Origin of the sequence: Kribbella voronezhensis, from assembly GCF_004365175.1 — a bacterium.
Taxonomy (GTDB): Bacteria; Actinomycetota; Actinomycetes; order Propionibacteriales; family Kribbellaceae; genus Kribbella; species Kribbella voronezhensis.
The window spans coordinates 2665567-2683114 of the sequence record NZ_SOCE01000001.1 but is presented as its reverse complement, the minus strand read 5'-3'; the positions used below and the strand labels follow the sequence as shown (position 1 = coordinate 2683114).

10 protein-coding genes are annotated in these 17548 nt (G+C 69.2%); 2 read left to right on the top strand and 8 right to left on the bottom strand.

Going from position 1 to position 17548, the window contains the following annotated elements:
• Positions 1–27: 27 nt before the first annotated feature.
• Genes EV138_RS12090 through EV138_RS12080 form a run of 3 tightly spaced genes read right to left on the bottom strand, consistent with a single transcriptional unit; the run spans position 28 to position 6581 of the window.
• Entirely contained in the window at positions 28–1395 is a 1368-nt protein-coding gene (locus tag EV138_RS12090) for a M1 family metallopeptidase (protein WP_133978721.1), read from the bottom strand.
• Positions 1395–5315, bottom strand: coding sequence for a Pls/PosA family non-ribosomal peptide synthetase (locus tag EV138_RS12085; RefSeq protein ID WP_133978719.1), 3921 nt, complete (start codon positions 5313–5315; stop codon positions 1395–1397). Before EV138_RS12085 ends, EV138_RS12090 begins: the two co-directional genes overlap by 1 nt.
• Positions 5316–5375: 60 nt before the next feature.
• Positions 5376–6581 carry a neutral zinc metallopeptidase gene (locus EV138_RS12080; protein ID WP_238158080.1) on the bottom strand — a complete coding sequence of 402 codons (1206 nt, stop codon included), beginning with the start codon at positions 6579–6581 and terminating at the stop codon, positions 5376–5378.
• A gap of 78 nt (positions 6582–6659) precedes the next feature.
• Between EV138_RS12080 and EV138_RS12075 the strand changes: the two genes are divergently transcribed.
• A complete protein-coding gene (locus tag EV138_RS12075) occupies positions 6660–8345 on the top strand; it encodes a DUF2207 domain-containing protein (protein WP_133978715.1) in 1686 nt (561 codons plus the stop codon).
• Positions 8346–8396: 51 nt separating this feature from the next.
• Here EV138_RS12075 and EV138_RS12070 read toward each other — a convergent pair whose 3' ends face one another.
• The 3 genes from EV138_RS12070 to EV138_RS12060 form a co-directional block, all read right to left on the bottom strand.
• Positions 8397–9626, bottom strand: coding sequence for a neutral zinc metallopeptidase (locus EV138_RS12070; RefSeq protein ID WP_166678562.1), 1230 nt, complete (start codon positions 9624–9626; stop codon positions 8397–8399).
• A gap of 522 nt (positions 9627–10148) precedes the next feature.
• On the bottom strand, positions 10149–11270 hold the full coding sequence (locus tag EV138_RS12065; RefSeq protein ID WP_133978711.1) for a neutral zinc metallopeptidase: 1122 nt from the start codon (positions 11268–11270) through the stop codon (positions 10149–10151).
• A gap of 110 nt (positions 11271–11380) precedes the next feature.
• Positions 11381–12718 (bottom strand): neutral zinc metallopeptidase, encoded by a 1338-nt coding sequence (locus EV138_RS12060; protein WP_238158079.1) that lies wholly within the window; start codon positions 12716–12718, stop codon positions 11381–11383.
• 507 nt (positions 12719–13225) lie between these two features.
• Between EV138_RS12060 and EV138_RS12055 the strand changes: the two genes are divergently transcribed.
• Entirely contained in the window at positions 13226–14905 is a 1680-nt protein-coding gene (locus EV138_RS12055) for a DUF2207 family protein (RefSeq protein WP_133978707.1), read from the top strand.
• A gap of 673 nt (positions 14906–15578) precedes the next feature.
• Here EV138_RS12055 and EV138_RS12050 read toward each other — a convergent pair.
• Positions 15579–16865, bottom strand: a complete 1287-nt coding sequence (locus tag EV138_RS12050; protein WP_133978703.1) for a C39 family peptidase — start codon at positions 16863–16865, stop codon at positions 15579–15581.
• Positions 16866–16933: 68 nt separating this feature from the next.
• On the bottom strand, positions 16934–17509 hold the full coding sequence (locus EV138_RS12045) for a GNAT family N-acetyltransferase (protein ID WP_133978701.1): 576 nt from the start codon (positions 17507–17509) through the stop codon (positions 16934–16936).
• Positions 17510–17548 lie beyond the last annotated feature (39 nt).

Below are 17548 nucleotides of genomic sequence, written 5' to 3'. Positions count from 1 at the left end.
TGCTGCGGACAGAATCGGTCCGCTGCCTCACCTGCGACGGCGAGAAGTTCTGGGGAGGTCGGGGAGCTCTGGGGCGTCGAGCCAGACGGCGAACAGGGCCAGGGTGGCATCCGGGTCAGGGGAGAACGTCTGCGCCAGCGCGATGAAGTCGGCTGTGGTCACCGAGCCGTGCCGGTTCGTCTTGGTCCAGGCGCGCAGAAGGTCGAAGAACGCGTCGTCACCGAGTTGCCGGCGTAGGACGTGCAAGGTGATCGCGCCGCGTTTGTAGAGGCGGTCGTCGAACATCAGCTCCGGACCCGGATCCGAGAGGACGAGATCCTGGTCGAGGCCGCGCAGCCGGCTGTGGGCCTTCGAGACCTGCTGGGCAGCGGTCAGGCCGCCCGAGTCCTCCGACCACAACCACTCGGCGTAGCAGGCGAAACCCTCGTTCAGCCAGATGTCCTGCCAGGTCGACGGCGTCAGGCTGTTGCCGAACCATTGGTGGGCGAGCTCGTGCGCGACCAGGCGTTCGGCCCCGCGCCGGCCGTCCACATGGTTGCTGCCGAACACCGAAATCCCCTGTGCCTCAAGGGGAATCTCGAGTGCGTCGTCCGTCACCACGACGGTGTACCCGCCGAAAGGGTACGGTCCGAACAGGCGGTTGAACAGCTTCATCATGTCCTGCTGGCGGCCGAAGTCCGAGCGGAAATCGCGCACCTGCGAGGCCGGCAGGACGGCGCGGATGGTCACCGGCGACGAGGCCAGCTCGAGTACGTCGTACCGGCCGATCTGCACGGTGGCCAGGTATGTCGCCATCGGCGCGGCCTGGTCGAAGACCCAGCTGGTCCGGCTCGCCTTCGTACGCCGTGAGACGAGGCGCCCGTTCGCGACCACCTGGTACGGCGAATCCGTGCTGATCGTGATGCGGTAGTGCGCCTTGTCACCCGGGTGGTCGTTGCAGGGGAACCAGGTCGCCGCGCCGCACGGCTGGCTGGCGACGATCACACCCTCGGTGAGTTCCTCCCAGCCGAGCTCGCCCCAGGGGCTGTCGACCGGCGCGGGATTACCGGCGTACTGGACGTCGACCGTGAACTCCGCGCCGTCGGCGATGTCGGTGGCGGGCCAGATGTAGAGCTTGCCGTTGCGATGCGCGTACCGGCCCGGGCGGCGGCCGTTGACGGCGACCTTCGAGACGCGCAGGCCGGTCAGGTCGAGGCTGAACCGGGACAGCGCGTGCGTGGCGACGGCCGTGATGGTCGCCTTGCCGGTCAGGCGGTTGCTGTTGACCCGGTAGTCGAGATCCAGCTCGTACGACTCGACCCGGTATCCGCCGTTGCCGTGACCGGGGACATACGGATCGCCGCTGTCAGCACCCGGCCGGCCTTTGACGTCCGCTTTGGGGGCACGGGAAACCATCAACCCTGCCAGGGCGCGATCGGGTTGCCGGCCCAGCGGGTGCCGGCCGGCACTGTCTCACCGCGCATCACCAGCGACACCGGTCCGACGGTCGCGCCGGCTCCGATCGAGGCCGCCGGCAAGATGATGCCGTGCGGCCCGAGAGTCGATCCGGCGCCGAAGGTGACGGTACTCATGGACATCACCCTGTCATGGAACAGGTGCGTCTGGAGAACGCAGCCGCGATTCACCGCGACGCCGTCGCCGAGCGTGATCAGGTCGGCCTCGGGCAGCCAGTAGGTCTCGCACCAGACCCCCTTGCCGATCTTCGCGCCGAGGGTGCGCAGCCAGAGCGTCAGCACCGGCGTACCGGCGGCGGCGTTCGCGAACCAGGGGGCGGCGACCATCTCGACGAAGGTGTCGACGACCTCGTTCCGCCAGACGAACGAGCTCCACAACGGGTACTCGATCGCCTTGGTCCGGCCGACGATGAGCCACTTCGAGATCGTCGCCATCGCGCCCGCCACCGCACCGGCGGCGAGGATCACGGCGCCGGACAGGACGAAGGTCGCCCACGGTCCGAGCCAGAGGTCGAGCGCCTGCAGACAGAACAGCACACCCAGAGCGATCAGCACCGTGCACATCATCGGGACGAACCGGCACAGCTCCACCGCGGCCCGGGCGAACTTCAGCCGCAGCGGCGGGTTGAACGTGCGGCTCTGGTCACCGTCGACGGCCTGCCGGCGCAACTTCACCGGTGGGCTGCCGAGCCACGACGTACCGGCCTTCGACTTCTTGGGCGCGGCCGACAGTACAGCGACCAGCCCGTTCTTCGGCACCGAGCGGCCGGGCGCGGTCATCCCCGAGTTGCCGAGGAAGGCCCGTTTGCCGACCTTCGCGCCGGCCACGTGCAGCCAGCCGCCGCCCAGTTCGTACGACGCGATCATCGTGTCGTCGGCCAGGAACGCGCCGTCGCCGACGGTGGTCATCTTCGGTAGCAGCAGCACCGTCGACGCTTCGACATCGCGGCCGATCTTCGCGCCGAGCGCGCGCAACCACCACGGCGTCAACAGGCTCGCATAGAGCGGGAACAGCAGTGTCCGGGCGGAGTCCAGCAGGCGCTCGGTAGCCCACACCTGCCAGCCGATCCGGCTACGCACCGGGTAGTGACCGGGCTTGATCCCGATACCGAGCAGCCGTACGCCGATCAGGGTCAGGACGGCCAAGGCTGCGAAACCGACCAGTGTCATCAGCGGGATGGCCCACAACGCCTGTACTGCGGCGTCGCCGAGCGAGGCGGTACCTCGGACCGCGTGGCCGAGGATGACGACAGCAAGCGCAGCGGCAGCCAACGGCAAGAGCGACATGAGGGCCGAAGCAGCGCCGTACGCGAGGACCCACCACGGAGCCCGCGCCGGGCGTTCGTCGGGCCAGGGGTGACGAGCTCTGCCGACGCGGCTGGCCGGTGATCCGGACCAGCGTTCGGCCGGCGGTACCTTGCCCGACACCGCGGAGCCGGCGGCGATCTCTGCGTTGCGACCGATCTCGGCGCCCGGCAGGAGGGTGCTGCGCGACCCGACAACGGCCTCTGCTCCTACTGTGACAGTGCCGACGTGCAGGCGGTCGCCGTCGATCCAGTAGCCGGACAGGTCGACCTCTGGCTCGATCGACGCGCCACGGCCCATCGTGAAGAACCCCGTCACGGGCGGGAGAGTGTGCAGGTCTACGCCGCGACCGACCTTCGCGCCGAGAGCCCTTGCGTAGTAAGCGATCCAGGGCGCTCCGGCAAGGTTGGCCGCCCCTGCGGCGTCAGCGAGGTTCTCTGCGGCCCAGAGTCGCACGTGGACGTTGCCGCCCCGCGGGTAGACGCCTGGTTTCACGCCACGCAGCAAGAGCCGCGCACCGACGACAGCGATCCCCATGCGCCCGGCAGGAGTGATCAGGATCAGCCAGCCGGCCAGGATCCACCACCAGGACACCGTGCGCATCCAGGGATGCGGACCGTCCGACCAGGCGAGCAGGTTGTTCAGTGTGAAGAGCCAGACGAGCCAGCGAACACCGACGACGGTCTGGAGCAGCAAGGTCAGTGCGGTCTGCAGTAGTTGCGTCCCAGGTGGAGTCGGACGGACCTCACGGATCTCGACCGGCTCCTGAGAAGTGGTGAACGAGTCGAGCCGGTCTGCGAGCGCACCGAGCCGCGGGTACTCGTAGATGTCGCTGACCGTCGCCTCGGCGTACCGCTCTCTCAGGAGTGAGACGAGTTGCGCGGCGGCGAGGCTGCCGCCACCGTGCAGGAAGAAGTCGTTGTCCGCCCCGGTGACGGTGGCGCCGAGGACCTTCGTCCACCGCTCGGCCAGCCAGCCAGCAGTGCCGTCCAGCTCAGCAGGCGGCCCGTCCGTCTCCATGCCCGGCAGTGGCCAGGGCAGTGCGTTGCGATCCACTTTGCCCGAGGTCCTGGTCGGCAACGTGTCGGTGATGGCCAGGAGCGGGACCAGTGCCGCAGGCAACTCCTCCCGCAGTCGTTCGGTAGCAGCCTTGCTGTCGAACGCTTCTGGATCCTCCGGTACTACGTAGCCGACCAGCAACTGATTCCCCGCGGCACTGGCCCGTACTGCGGCCGCAGCGCCCGTGACGCCAGGAAGAGCCTGCAGAGCGGCGTCCACTTCACCCAGCTCGATCCGGCGGCCACCGAGCTTGATCTGCTCGTCGGCTCGGCCCATGAACACCAGGCCCTCCGACTCGTTGCGGACCAGGTCGCCACTGCGGTAGGCGCGCTCCCAGCCCAGTGCCGGCATCGGCGCGAACTTCTCCGCGTCCTTGGCCGGATCGAGGTACCGGGCCAGCCCGACCCCACCGATGATCAGCTCACCGGTTCCGCCCTCCGGTACTTCGTTGCCTGCGGCATCCACCACGGCCAGGTCCCAGCCGTCCAACGGCAACCCGATCCGGACCTGGCCTGCCCCGGTCAACTGGGCGCCGCAGGCGACCACGGTCGCCTCGGTCGGGCCGTACGTGTTCCAGACCTCGCGTCCGTCGACGGCGAGCCGCTCAGCCAGTTCGGGTGGGCACGCCTCGCCGCCGAAGATCAACAGCCTGACCTGGTCGAGCGCGTCCGCCGGCCACAGGGCGGCCAGTGTCGGCACCGTCGACACGACGGTGATGCCCTGTGCGACCAGCCATGGTCCGAGGTCCATCCCACTGCGGACGAGTGATCGCGGCGCGGGAACCAGGCAGGCGCCGTACCGCCAGGCGAGCCACATCTCCTCGCAGGACGCGTCGAACGCGACCGACAGGCCGGCCAGGACCCGGTCCTCGGGGCCGATCGGTTCGGACTGCAGGAAGAGCCGCGCCTCGGCGTCCACGAAGGCGGCCGCCGAACGATGCGTGACCGCGACACCCTTCGGTACGCCGGTCGAGCCGGAGGTGAAGATGATCCAGGCGTCGTCGTCGGGGGTCGGCCCGTCGGTGTCCGGCCGGCCAGGGGCTGAGGCCTCGTCGGGAGCGTCCATCCGGGCGGAGTACGGGAAGTCGTAGTACCCGTCCTCGTCCGGCTCCGGGACGGGTCGGGTGCTCCTGACTTCCAGGTCGTCGGTGACGATCGCGGCGACGGCGGCTTCGCCGAAGACGAGTTCGGCGCGCTCCTCGGGATCGTCGGCGTCGACCGGCACGTAGGCGGCGCCGGCTTGCAGGGTGCCGAGGATCGCGACGTACAGGTCGTTGTGGCCGGACGAGATCCGGACGCCGACCCGGTCACCGGGGCCGATGCCGAGCTCGGTCAGCCGGCGGGCGAACTTCGTTGTCCGGTTGAGCAGTTCGGTGTAGCTGAGACTGACGCTGCCGTCGTCGAGTGCCGGTTCATCCGGGTGGCTCGCCGCAGTCGCCTGCAGGATGTCCACCAAGGTTCGCTCGGGCGGAGCGCTGTCCCCCCGTCGCAGTGTCACGGGCGGATAATACGCCGCTCAACTGTCCTGTTCTGAAACTCCGCGCAACGTGGACACCAACTAGTTCACCAGCTTGGTCGGCGCCGCGAAGGTGTTGCAGGCCTTGGTCTCGCCGATGTTGAAGCCGTTCTCGATCCAGAAGCCCTGGCTGGTGGCCAGACCGTGCGTCCGCTCGTCCTCCGGAGTGTCCTCCGACTCACCGAAGCTGTTGCTCGCCTGGTACTCGAACTCCTTCATCCGCTTCGTCAGCGGGTACGACTTCGCCACGGCCCGGCTGAACACGCCGCCCAGACAGGAGGCCTGCAGTTCGTTGCGGCGTGAGCTCTCCAGCTTCTCGCTGGGATGGTCCTGCAGGTAGACGGCTCGCGCGTAGAACAGCCCGCTGACGCCCTGCACGTGGTGGCCGTACTCGTGCGCGATCGTCATCAGGTAGGCGAGGTCCTCCTTGGGGCCGAACGCCTTGTTCATCTGCAGCACGTCCGTGTACATCACGTGGTTGCCGTAGCAGTAGAACGCCAGCACACGGCCGGACAGCGGCTTGAAGCTGCCACACGGAGTACTGACGGGCTTGTCGAACACCACCAGACCAGGATCCGGCTGGCTCTCGCCGAGCTTGCTGAACACCGGACGCCAGGCGTCGTTGAGGCAGCTGAACAGCTTGGTGTAGTACCGCTTCTGGGCGTCCAGGCTGCCGTCGCCGAGCTTCTCGGCCGGGCAGTTCATCTCCTGCAGCGCACCGGCCTGGTAGAGCGGGCTGTTGAGCAGGTAGTCCTCGGCCGAGCCCTTCTCCGGCTTGGTGGTCGCGGTCGGCACGATGGAGGGGCCGCTGACGCTCGGGTCCGCAGTGGTATCGGTGCTGCCGCCCAGCATCACCCCGAGCACGGCGAGCGTGATGCCGAGGAAGGCGACCACGACGAAGCCGATCAGGACGAACTTGGCCGCACCCGACTTGCGGCGCTGCGGCTGGAAGCCGTTGAACTGGCCCGGGCCGCCGTAGTACGGCTGGGCCCATTGCCCGGGGTACTGCTGGCCCTGCTGCGGGTACTGACCACCTGGCTGCTGGTACGGGCCGCCCGGTTGCTGGTACGGGGCGCCCGGTTGCTGGTACTGCGGGTGCTGGCCGCCCTGCTGCGGGAAGGGACCCGGCTGCTGGGGGAACGGACCAGGCTGCTGTTGCCAGGGAGCTGCCTGGGGTGGTGGGAGTACACCGGGCGGGGGAGCCGGCCGGCTCTGGGGACCGCCGCCGTACCCGTACGGGTTGCTCACGTGTCGTTCCCCTTCATCACGGCCGGTACTGATCGAGCAGGTTCGCAGGGCGAACCGGCACGAGACTACCCTCGTGCCATGTCACTGAAGCGCCGCCTCTTGCCGGCCGCCCTGTTCGTGTCGTTCGCGACCGCTTTCGTTGCCCTCGGCACGGTCCCCGCGCAGGCGGCGGACGACCAGATCACCGGGTACGCCGCCGAGGCGACCCTGACGCGGGACGGTGTCCTGCAGGTCAAGGAGACCGTCGACCTGACAACGGGCGGCGACACGTTCCGCCGTACGCTGACCAACCGGGTGCGCTCGGACGCGGAGCAGGACCGCACCTACGAGCTCGGCGACGTGTCGGCCACGGTGAACGGCAAGCCCGCGGAGGGTCTGGAGAACTCGGCCGTCGACAACGGCCGGCAGATCAGCGTGAAGGTGTCCGGCCGGTCCAAGGTCGTCTACACCTACACGGTGAGCAACGTGGTGGCCGACTCGACAGAGGGCCGCGAGGTCAGCTGGCCGATCGTGCAGGGCTTCAGTGCGGCCATCCCGAAGGCGACCGTGGTCGTCAACGTTCCGTTCGCCACGTGGGTCACCTGCTTCTCCGGCCGGGTCGGCTCGAGCATGCCGTGTACTTCGTCGCAGCTGGCGGAGAACGCTGCCCTGCAGATCGAGCAGGACGGCGTGCCCGCCGGTGGCCGGTTGACCTTCCTGACCGGGCTGAGCGACCAGGCGACCGTCAAGCCCAACGCGCAGTTCAAGACACGCTGGACCCTCGGGCGCGCGTTCACTGTCGACTCCTCGACGCTCGGCCTGAGCGCGTTGCTGCTGGGCCTCGGACTGCTCGGTGCGGCGGCGCTGTGGTTCTTCCGCGGCCGTGACGCCGGCAAGACCGTCGCCGGTGGACCGGAGCGTCCTGTGCTGGACGGAGCCGACGGGCCGCAGTTCGCCGCGCCCGATGGGATCCGGCCCGGCCAGGTCGGCACTGTGGTGGACGAGACCGCAGACGTCGTGGACATCACCGCGACCCTGCTGGACCTTGCCGTGCGCAATTACCTGACGATCGAAGAGCTGCCGCGGCAGAGCCAGTTCGGCAAGCTGGACTGGCAGCTGCGGCGACTGAACGCCGGCGGTCCGGAGTTGCTCCCGTACGAGAAGGCTTTGCTGGACGCCGTCTTCGCCGATGGGGAGACCGTCGTAGTGTCCACGCTCGGACCGGCGCTGCGGCCGCGCCTCGGCCTGGTCCGCGAGCACCTGTACGCCGATGTCGTCACGCAAGGGTGGTTCGCGAGCCGGCCGGACGCAGTACGGAACCGCTGGTCGACGGCGGGCCTCGTCCTGCTCGGTGCAGGGGTGATCCTGACGATCGTGCTGGCAGTTGTCAGCAAGTTCGGGCTGGTCGGGTTCGCGGTGATGCTGGCCGGTGCGGCGTTGACGCTGGCCGGGCAGGTTGCCCCGGCGCGGACGGCCCGCGGCGCCGCAGTACTGGGTCGTGTGGCCGGGCTGCAGGCGTACCTGAGCAACGAGAGCTCTGCCGATCTGCCGCAGAGTCACCGGTTGGAGTTCGCGTCCCGCTGCCTGCCGTACGCCGCCGTACTGGGCCTGACGGAGAAGTGGGCGCAGGAGATCGCCGCCACGGACGACGACGATGACCCGGATGCGGGGATCGGCTGGTACTCGGGCCCGGAGAACTGGCACCTCTCCGACATCGGCGAGTCGCTGTCCAACTTCGTCACGGCCTTCGGTGGCACGCTGACGCACGCGCGCCGCCTGTTCTGAAACGCTCTATGAACAAGGGCCCCTGGGATTCCCAGGGGCCCTTGTCCGTGTTCAGTAGGTGTACTGCGGTGGTGACTGGAAGGTGTTGCAGTAGCGCGGGTCGCGGTAGGTGATTCCACGGGTGGACCAGAAGTTGTGGTTCACCTTCGCGCCGTGGTCGCGCACCTTCGGCTTGGAGAACTCGTCACCGGCGTTGGCGACCGCGAACTTCCAGCTGGCCAGCAGCTCGCCCTTGAGCGGGATGAACTGCGCGTCCGCGCCCAGGTACGCCGAACCGAGGCAGGAGGCCTGCAGTTCGCGCTTGCGGCTCTCCAGCAGCCGCATGGCCGGGTCGGCCATCGTCGCCTGCCGGGCGAACGAGGCGCCGAAGATGCCGGTCAGCTGCTGCACGTGGTGCCCGTACTCGTGCGCGAACGTGTTCAGCATCCACGCGCGGGTGTAGATCGGGTTCACCTTGTAGTTGTTGTAGTCCACGTTGAACGGCATGTAGATCGCCTCGTTGGCGCCGCAGTAGAAGCCCCGCGTGCCCCGTTCGATTCCGCACGGTGTCTTGACCGTGTTGGCGTACACGATCACGTGCGGCGCCCGGAACGGCAGCTTGGCCTTCTGCATCGCCAGCCACCAGGTCCGGTTCAGACACGGCAGCATGCGGTTGTAGTACGCCTTGACCGCCGCGAAGGTGGTCGGCCGGTACGGCGGCTCGGTGCACCGCGACGCCTGCACGGCGCCGACCGCGTAGAGCTTGTTCTTCGCGACCAGCTCGTACGGCGTGAGTTGGCGCGGCTTCGGCTTCGGCTTGACCGTGGGCGTCGGGGTCGGCGTCGGACTTGCCGAGGGTGTCTCCGAAGGAGTTTCCGAAGGAGTCTCGGACGGCGTCGCCGACGGGGTGTCCGTCACAGTCGCCTTGTTGTCGTCGCCGTTGTTGCGGAGCGCGTACGTGACGCCGGTGCCGACGACCAGAACCGCGAGCACGACCAGGCCGATCAGCAGGCCCTTCGGCGTACCGCGCGGCTTCCGCCGCCGGCCCGCGCCCGGTGGCTTCGGGATCGGGATCGGCGGGTACTGCCAGCTCGGCTGACCACCCTGGGCCGGACCGGTGGCCGGCGGGAAGCCCTGGAAGCCGGGCGGGCCACCCTGCGGTCCGGTGGGGCCGCTCTGCGATCCGGCGGGCGGGTACGGCGTACCGGCCGGCGGGTACGGCGTACTGGCGGCTGCGGACCACGGGTTCGGTTGCCCAGCGCCACTTTGTGGTGTGCTCGACCACGGGCTCTGTGGAGGCACTGAGCTTCCGGGCGGCGTGTAACCGCCAGGCGCTTGGCCACCGGCCGGGGCCTGGTGGCGAGGCGCGGCAGGGCGGGCCGGCGTACCAGGTCCCTCTGCTCCTGGGCCTCCGGCGTGCTGGCCGCGGGGGGCTGCTGGCGGGCCGGAGTACGGCGGCTGGTTCCCTGCGGCGCGATCCGGAGACGTCCAGCCGCTCTGCTGCGCGGGCCGGTCAGGCGTGGCTGGTCCACTCTGCGGGGCGGGGCGCTCAGACGTGCCCGGTCGACCCTGTGGGGCGGGGCGAGTCGGCGTCGGTTGGCCGCTGGGTGGGGTGCTCGGGGGGACCGGCGGCTGCGAGGCGCTCGCAGGGGGACCGGGTTGCAGATACTCCTGGGGCTTCTCGGCGGACTCGGTCCACCACAGGGGCGACTGGCCATCCCGGCGGGACGGCGGTTGCGCCGGCGGCTCGGTGGGCTGTTCGCCCTCCGGCTCCGGTTCGTCCCGCCCCGGGGGTGGTTTCCAGTTGTCCGACATCGATACTCCTCACGAGACCTTGCTGGCCGAAGCCGTGAACGTGTTGCAGTAGGCGCTGTTGCTGGTGTTGAAACCGCGCGCGGCCCAGTACTGGTGACTGGCCCGGGCGCCGTGGTCCCGCGGTCCACCGCGGTTGTTCTCGTCGCCGGTCTGCGCCTCGACGTACCTGCGGTAGATCGTCAGGTCGAGACCGGTGATGCCGTACGAGATCTTGTTGGCCCCCATGAAGGCGGTGCCGAGACAGGAAGCCTGCAGCTCGACCCGCCGGCTCAGCTCGAGCCGGGCCTCGCGGTCAGGCGCGTCGTACTCCAGTTGATGCGCGGCAGCCAGGATGCCGGTCAGCTGCTGCAGGTGATGGGCGAACTCGTGCCCGGCCGTGTAGGTCGCCCACATCCGCGCGAACGCCCGGTTGCCGGGGTCGGAGGCGCGATTCCACAGCTTGATGTCGTCCTCGAACTTCAGGTAGAGCGTCTGGCTCGTGGCGCAGTAGAACGAGACCGCCGAACTGCCGGCACAGGGCGACTGGACCTGCCCTGACCAGAACAGCACCCGCGGTGCCGTGTAGGTGTGCTTGGCGCCCTGGACCTTGCCGGCCCAGGCGCGATTGAGGCAGCCGATCAGGTTGGCGTAGTACCCGCGTACTGCGGCGGGGCTGCTCAGGGCGGCCCGCGGCTCCCGGCAGCCGACCGATCCCTGGGCTCCGGAGGCGTAGAACGCATCGCTGGTGACGACCTTCATACCGTCCTGCGACGCCGCACCGTCGTCGGCGGTTCCAGGCGACGGCGTCTGGGAGGTCGAGGGCCCGGTCAGTCCGGCGCCTGGAACCGGTGCCACCGTCGTGAAGGTGTCGTCGCGCAGGGCCAGCGCGGCGATCACGACGGCCACAGCGATACCGCCGAGCAGCAGGAGGCTGATCCCCAGCCCAGTCCTGCGGCGCTTCGGTTGCGGGCCGCCGTGCCGAAAGGTGTGCTCGCCGCCGATCTCAGGCCCCCAGCCCACTCGCGGCAGCGCCGGTTCGCCCCCCGGCATCCCCGGCAGCGGATGGCTGCCGTAAAGCGGTATCGAGCCGTCGGGCAGCGGCCCCGGCGGCGGATGCGGCCCTGGTGGCTCGCTCCAGTCATGGTTGGACACGGTGATTCCTCATCCCCCCGGGACACACAAGGCGTGATCCGGGGGACCAGGCTAACCACCCGGACCGCTGTTCGTCTGCACCCGCCCTACGGCGTACGCCGGCGGCAGGGTCACCTCACCTTGCCCGAGGGCGCCGTGAACGTGTTGCACGCACCCGGGTTGCGGCTGTTGAAGCCACGCAGCGCCCAGTAGTTGTGGATGTCGGCGTCACCGTGGTCGTTGCCGTAGTCGGTGGTGTTGGCGATCAGCCACTTCCACTGGACGAAGGACTGCCCGGTGATCGGATAGGTCCGCTTGTTCGCCCCGATGAAGACATCGCTGAAGCAGGAGGCCTGGAGCTCCAGCCGCCTGGTCATCTCCAGCTCCGCGCTCCGGCTCGGAGCGTCGTAGCGCAGGTCGTGGTTGGCCTGGAGGATGCCGGTCATGTTCTGCACGTGGTGACCGAACTCGTGCGCGAACTGGTGCAGCATCCACATCCGGGCCCAGACCTTCTGGTAGCTCTGGGGGTAGCGGTTGTAGTTGCCGACGTCCTGGCTCAGGTTCATGTAGATGGTGTCGTTGTCGCCGCAGTAGAACGGTGGGCCGGTGTCGCTCATCGAGCCGCACGGAGACTGCACTGTGCCGGTGAAGGTCTGCAGGTTCGGCACGCGGAAACTGCCGCCGGCTCGTTTGACGTACGGGCTCCAGGCGCGGCTGAGGCAGGACCGCAGCTGGAGGTAGTTGGCGGTGGCGCCCGCGACGGTCGACTGACGGGCGCGGGACTCCTTGCAGCCGACGGAGGCCATCACGCCGCTGGAGTACAGCTTGTTCCGGCTGACCATCTCGTACGCGGTCGGACCACGCTTCACCGGTGGCGTGCTCGACGTTCGTGGCGCTGTCGGCTTCGTCACGGTCGGCCTGGTGGTGGTCGGCTCGGTTGTCGTGGGTGCCGTGGTCGGCTGCGACGGTGCCGCGGTGGGGGACTCGTCCGAGGTCGGGTCGTTGGTCGGGCTGTAACTCGGGTCGGCCGTAGGCACGTAGTACGGGCTGTCGGCGGTGGAACTGTTGTGCTTCAGGTAGCCCGAGACGAGCGAGAGCAGGATCACCACTCCGACCAGGCCGCCGACGACGAACAGGATCGCCTTCCCGGCGCCGCCCTTCTTCGGCGGGCGCGGCCCACCAGCCGGCGCACCCCAGCCGAGTCCGTGCGGAAGCTGCTGCCCCGGCGTGGTCGGCGGAGCCACGCCGTACTGCGGCTGCCACGGCTGCACCCCCAACGGCCCAGGCGGCGGCACCTGCCCGGGCGGCATCTGCCCCGGCGGCATCTGCCCGGGTGGCATCTGCCCGGGTGGCGGTGTCTGTGCGGGAGGTGGCGGATAGCCGCCGGCGTACGGGCCCGGCTGGTACGGCCCACCGGGCGGAGGCTGCTGCGGATACTGGCCGGGAGGGCCCCACTGGTTGTCGGACACACACGCTCCACTGCCCCGCAAGTGGACGTCAGCACGGCCCGGGGCACAACCGCGCGAAGCCCGACGCTATCCGAGCCCCAGCTCACCCCCGCCGCGACCCCACCACCAGCCCGCCTCCTCGCCCCCACCCACCACTAGCGCCACCTCCGCCTTCCCCGCCCACCACCTCCGCCTTCCCCGCCCACCACCTCCGGCTTCCCCGCCCACCACCTCCGCCCTTCGGCGCCTGCCACCGGTGCCGCCTCCGGCTTCCCGCTCACCCACCTCCGCCTTCGGCGCCCACTGCCGACCACCGCCTCCTCCTCTTCCCCTTCTTTCCTTCCTTCCCTTCGGGTGCCTTGCTTCGTTGCGTCCGGCATGGGTCGCGGTAGGGTGCCCCCTGTCGGGACCGCGGTCAGCCGCGGCGCGACGCAGTACGACCTGTCGCGGCCACCCGGCCGCCGGGCAGGGGCCCGGTGGCGACGGGCCGATTTCATCCTGACCCTCTCGATACGGTGTGATTGGGCGATGCGTCTACGTCTGCTCGGGGTATCCCTGTGTGCCCTCGGTTTCCTGGCCCTGACCGGCGTCCAGGCCGGTGCGACCGGTGCCGGCGGCTCCGCCGATCCGGTGGTGACCAACTTCGACAGTGAGATCAGGGTCGAACGCGACGGTCTGCTCAAGGTGTCCGAGTCGTGGAAGCTGAGCAACGTGACCGGGACCTTCACCCGGTTCGTGCTCACCCGCGATCACCTGCCCGACGCCGTCGACCACGTGCAGAAGATCGAGGACCTGCAGGTCAAGTCCGGCGGCCAGGACAAGAAGAGCGAAGTGTCCGTCAAGGGCGACGTCACCTCCATCGCGGTGGCCGACGTCTCCGGCGACACCCAGCTCGACTTCACCTACACCGTCCGCGGCGCGGTCGCCAAGGTGCTGAACGGCACCGAGGTCCGGTTCACCCCGTTGACCGGTGTCAACCTGACCATCCAGGACGCCAACGTCGTCTACAGCACCCCGCAGGTATCGCACGTCTCCTGCACCGCGGGCGCGCTGGACAGCAACACCCCGTGCACCCTCGCCCAGATCGGCGAGACGTCCGGCCCGACCTTCCGCCAGCAGGGCCTGCCGCCCGGCAACGCCGTTCGGATGACCGTCGGGTTCCCCGAGGGCGAGATCGCCGCGAACACGATCGTCGAGCACCGCAAGACGTTCAAGCGTGCCTTCTCCACCGACGCCGCCCAGCTGATCACCGCCCTGCTGGTGCTCCTCCTCGGCGCCGCTGCCCTGCTCGTCCTGTACCGGCTGCGCGGTCGCGACCAGGTCGACCCGCGCCGCGTAGTACCGGCTTCGCTGTTCAGCCTCGGGCAGGACACCCGCATCGACTTCACCCCGCCGGCGGATCTGCGGCCGGGCGAGGTGGGCACGCTGATCGACGAGCGGATCGACCCGGTCGACGTCACCGCGACCATCATCGACCTGGCTGTGCGCGGCCACATCACCATCACCGAGCTGGAGCACGAGTCGGAGTACTCGCGCCCCGACTGGGAACTCAAGCGGGTCTCCGGCGCGCCGGCCGAGGAACTCCAGCGGTACGAGAACGTCTTGATCCGCGCGATCTTCGGCGACTCCGACACCGTGCTCGTCTCCGAGCTCGGCAAGCAGGTCCGGGCCGGCCTCGGCCAGGTCCAGGACGCCCTGTACGACGGTGTCGTCAAGCGCGGCTGGTTCACCGAGCGGCCCGACCGGACTCGGTCGCTGTGGGCAACGATCGGCATCGTGGTCACCGTGGTCGGCGTCATCGCCACGTTCCTGCTGGCACTCTTCAGCAGCTGGGGCCTACTCGGCCTCGCCATCACCGCCGTCGGCGTCGGCCTGATCGTCATCGGCCGCCACATGCCGGCCAAAGCACCCGCCGCCGGCCGAGTCCTCGGCCAGGTCGCGGCGATCCGCGGCGAACTGCTCGAGATGGACGTCAGCGAACTCCCCTCCGACCAGCACGCCGAACTCTGCTCCCGCGCCCTCCCGTACGCCGTCGTACTCGGCGGCTCCGAGCGCTGGATCGACGCCCTGGTCGCCACGGATGTCGACGACGAAGAAGACGAAGGCTTCCACTGGTATCGCGGTCCGCGGGGCTGGCATCTCCAGTACCTCCCGGACTCCCTCCGCAACCTCACCACCAACCTCACCGGCGCACTCTTCACCCGCTGAGCTGTCTGTACTACGCAGGAGCAGTTCCCACGCTGCTCCTGCGTCGCAGCTCCCGCCCACCCGTGGTCGCCGCTCCTACGTCGCGGCTCGGTGATGGTGGTGCTCGGGGTGCTTCGGGGGGTGTGTTTCCCACGCAGCTCCTGCGTCGCTGCCCCCGCCCGCCCATGGTCGCCGCTCCTACGTCGCGGCTCTGTGGCGGAGGTGGCGCGGGTGCTTCGCGGGCAGGGTGCGGGGCCGGTCGTGTCTGCGCTGCTCCTGCGTCGCAGCTCCGGAACGACCTTGCGCGTGTGCTCCTGGTCGCGGGGTTCGCCGCTCCTGCGTCGCGGCTCGGTGGCTGAGGTGGCGCGGGTGCTTCGCGGGTGGGCGGTGCGGGGTGCGGTCGTGTCTGCGCGGCTCCTGCGTCGCAGCTCCGGAACGACCTTGCGCGTGTGCTCCTGCTCGCGAGGTTCGCCCCTCCCGCGTCGCGGCTCGGTGGCGAAGGTGGCGCGGGTGGGTGGTGCGGGGTGCGGTCGTGTCTGCGCGGCTCCTGCGTCGCAGCTCCGGAACGACCTCGCGTGTGCTCCACGTCCCCGAGCTTCTCCTGCGTCGTAGTTCCAGAGAGCCCTAACTGTGCAACAGGAAGGAGGAACCGCCCGTACGCCGCCCCCGGCATACGGGCGGTTCCGTTTGGGGGTTACCAGTTCGCCTGGGTGGGGTGGGGCGGTAGCGGCGTGCTGGTGGGGTGGATGACGTAGACGATGCCGCCCGAGTGGGGGATCCAGGCGTTTTCGAAGGCCTGGCGGTTGTAGGTCGTGCGGACCTGGTCGTTGCTCTTGATCAGGTGGGATGCCGGGTCGTTGACGACGACGTCGCCGGTGGGGGTGAAGCCGACGATGACCATCAGGTGGCCGTTGGTGCCGTAGCCCGCGCCGGGGAGTTCGTCCTTGGTGAAGGAGAGGGACGCGACCAGGGGAATGCCTGCCTTGATGAACTGTTCGGCTTCCGTGAGGGACCGCAACCGGGTGACGAAGGCATCGAGGCCGCGCGTACCGGCGTACGCGGTGTTGAAGGGCCAGTTGCCGGCGCCGTCGTAGTCGTAGTCGAAGACCGAGCGGGCCGAGTGGTCGACCTGTGGATCGGCGTACGTCGGGTCGACCCAGGCTGTCTCTGCTGGAGTCGGTCCGGCGCCGTAGTAGTCAAGCACCATCGCTGTGGAGGTCGCGGAGCACCAGGCCTCGCCACCGCCGTCCCACTGCGGGTACTGGCCGATGTGGGTCTCCTGCGAGTACGTCGGTACGTCCAGCACCTGGCCCCACGCGCCACCCGAGGGACTGACCGGCACCGTCGCGTCGGACGGCAGGCGCGACGCCATGGCGCCGACAGAGCGCAGTACCGGAGCGCTCGTCGTACCGGCGAGGCGGTAGAGGGTTACCTTGAGACGCCAGCGGTCCAGGGAGCGGCCGGAGCGGGCTACGAAGGTGTCGACGGAGACGTCGCCGACGGTGTCGCGCTGGCCGCTCAGAGACGTGCGGTGGATGTCACCGGCCGCTGTGTCGTCGCCCTTGTTCCAGCGGCCGAGCACGTACCACTTGGTGGTCTTGCCCTGGTCGGAGTGGCCGGACATCGCCCCCTCGATCCACGTGCCGGGCGGGGTGGTGGCGTTCCAGGAGGCGACCAGTTCGGTGAGCGCGAAGCCGGGGCGTACTTCGGGCGAGGTCCAGCTGGCCTGCTCGTAGGTCTTGGCCGTGCCGTCGCCGAACGGGTCGACGTACGACGTACTGCCGGTGGCCGACCCGATGGTGAGCGCGCCGTCGGTGACGGTGGTGCCGGCGCTGGTGCCGGCCAGGAAGTCAGCGGACGACGTCCAGGTGTGGAAGCCGATCTCGCGGACCTGTGACTTGGCGGCGGTACTCGGGGTGGCGCTGAGCGCGAGGACGACGAGACCGGTGATCAGGGTGGTGACAGAGCGGGCGGCGGTCATCTTTCGACGGTAGACCCGCCGCCGCGCCCTGTCGCGGTGAACGCGTGCCGCGATGAGGAAATTCTTCGTCAAATACTTTCGGCAGCGGGTGAGCGGTCCTGCCACTCGTCGGCGAGGATCGCGAAGACGGCCTCGTCGGTCCATTCGCCCTTGAGGAACTCGTTGCGGACGAAGTGCGCCTCCTGGCGCAGGCCGAGGCGCTTGAGCAGGTTCGCCGAGCCGGTGTTGCGGGCGTCCAGCCGGCCGATGATCCGGTGCATCCCCAACTGCTCGAAGCCGAGCCGGAGCAGTTCGACCGACGCCTCGGCGGCGAACCCGCGGCCGTGGAACTCGGGATGGAAGACGAAGCCGATCTCGCCCGCGCGGTGCTCGGCGCTGTACACGAACAACGTCACCTCGCCGATGTGCTGCCCGGTCTCCCGCAGGATCACCGCGAGCGTCAGCGCCTGGCCTTCGGCATCCATCGGTACGTCGGCGAGCCGGTTCGCCAGTGACTCGCGGACCTGCTCGGGGGTCTTCGATTCGTACAGCAGGAACCTGGTCACGTCGTCGTTCGACTGCAGCTTGAGCAGGTCGTCGTAGTCGGATTCGAGGTAGCGGCGAAGGGTCAGTCGATCGGTCTCGATCGGCAGCGAAAAGGTCACGCACCGAGCCTAAGAGGTGTCTGCAACCGAATAAAACAA

Excerpts from the sequence above, each read along its gene's own strand:
- EV138_RS12075 (WP_133978715.1), top strand. The coding sequence starts at position 6,660 with ATGTCACTGAAGCGCCGCCTCTTGCCGGCCGCCCTGTTCGTGTCGTTC.
- EV138_RS12050 (WP_133978703.1), bottom strand. The coding sequence starts at position 16,865 with ATGACCGCCGCCCGCTCTGTCACCACCCTGATCACCGGTCTCGTCGTC.
- EV138_RS12090 (WP_133978721.1), bottom strand. The coding sequence starts at position 1,395 with ATGGTTTCCCGTGCCCCCAAAGCGGACGTCAAAGGCCGGCCGGGTGCT.
- EV138_RS12055 (WP_133978707.1), top strand. The coding sequence starts at position 13,226 with ATGCGTCTACGTCTGCTCGGGGTATCCCTGTGTGCCCTCGGTTTCCTG.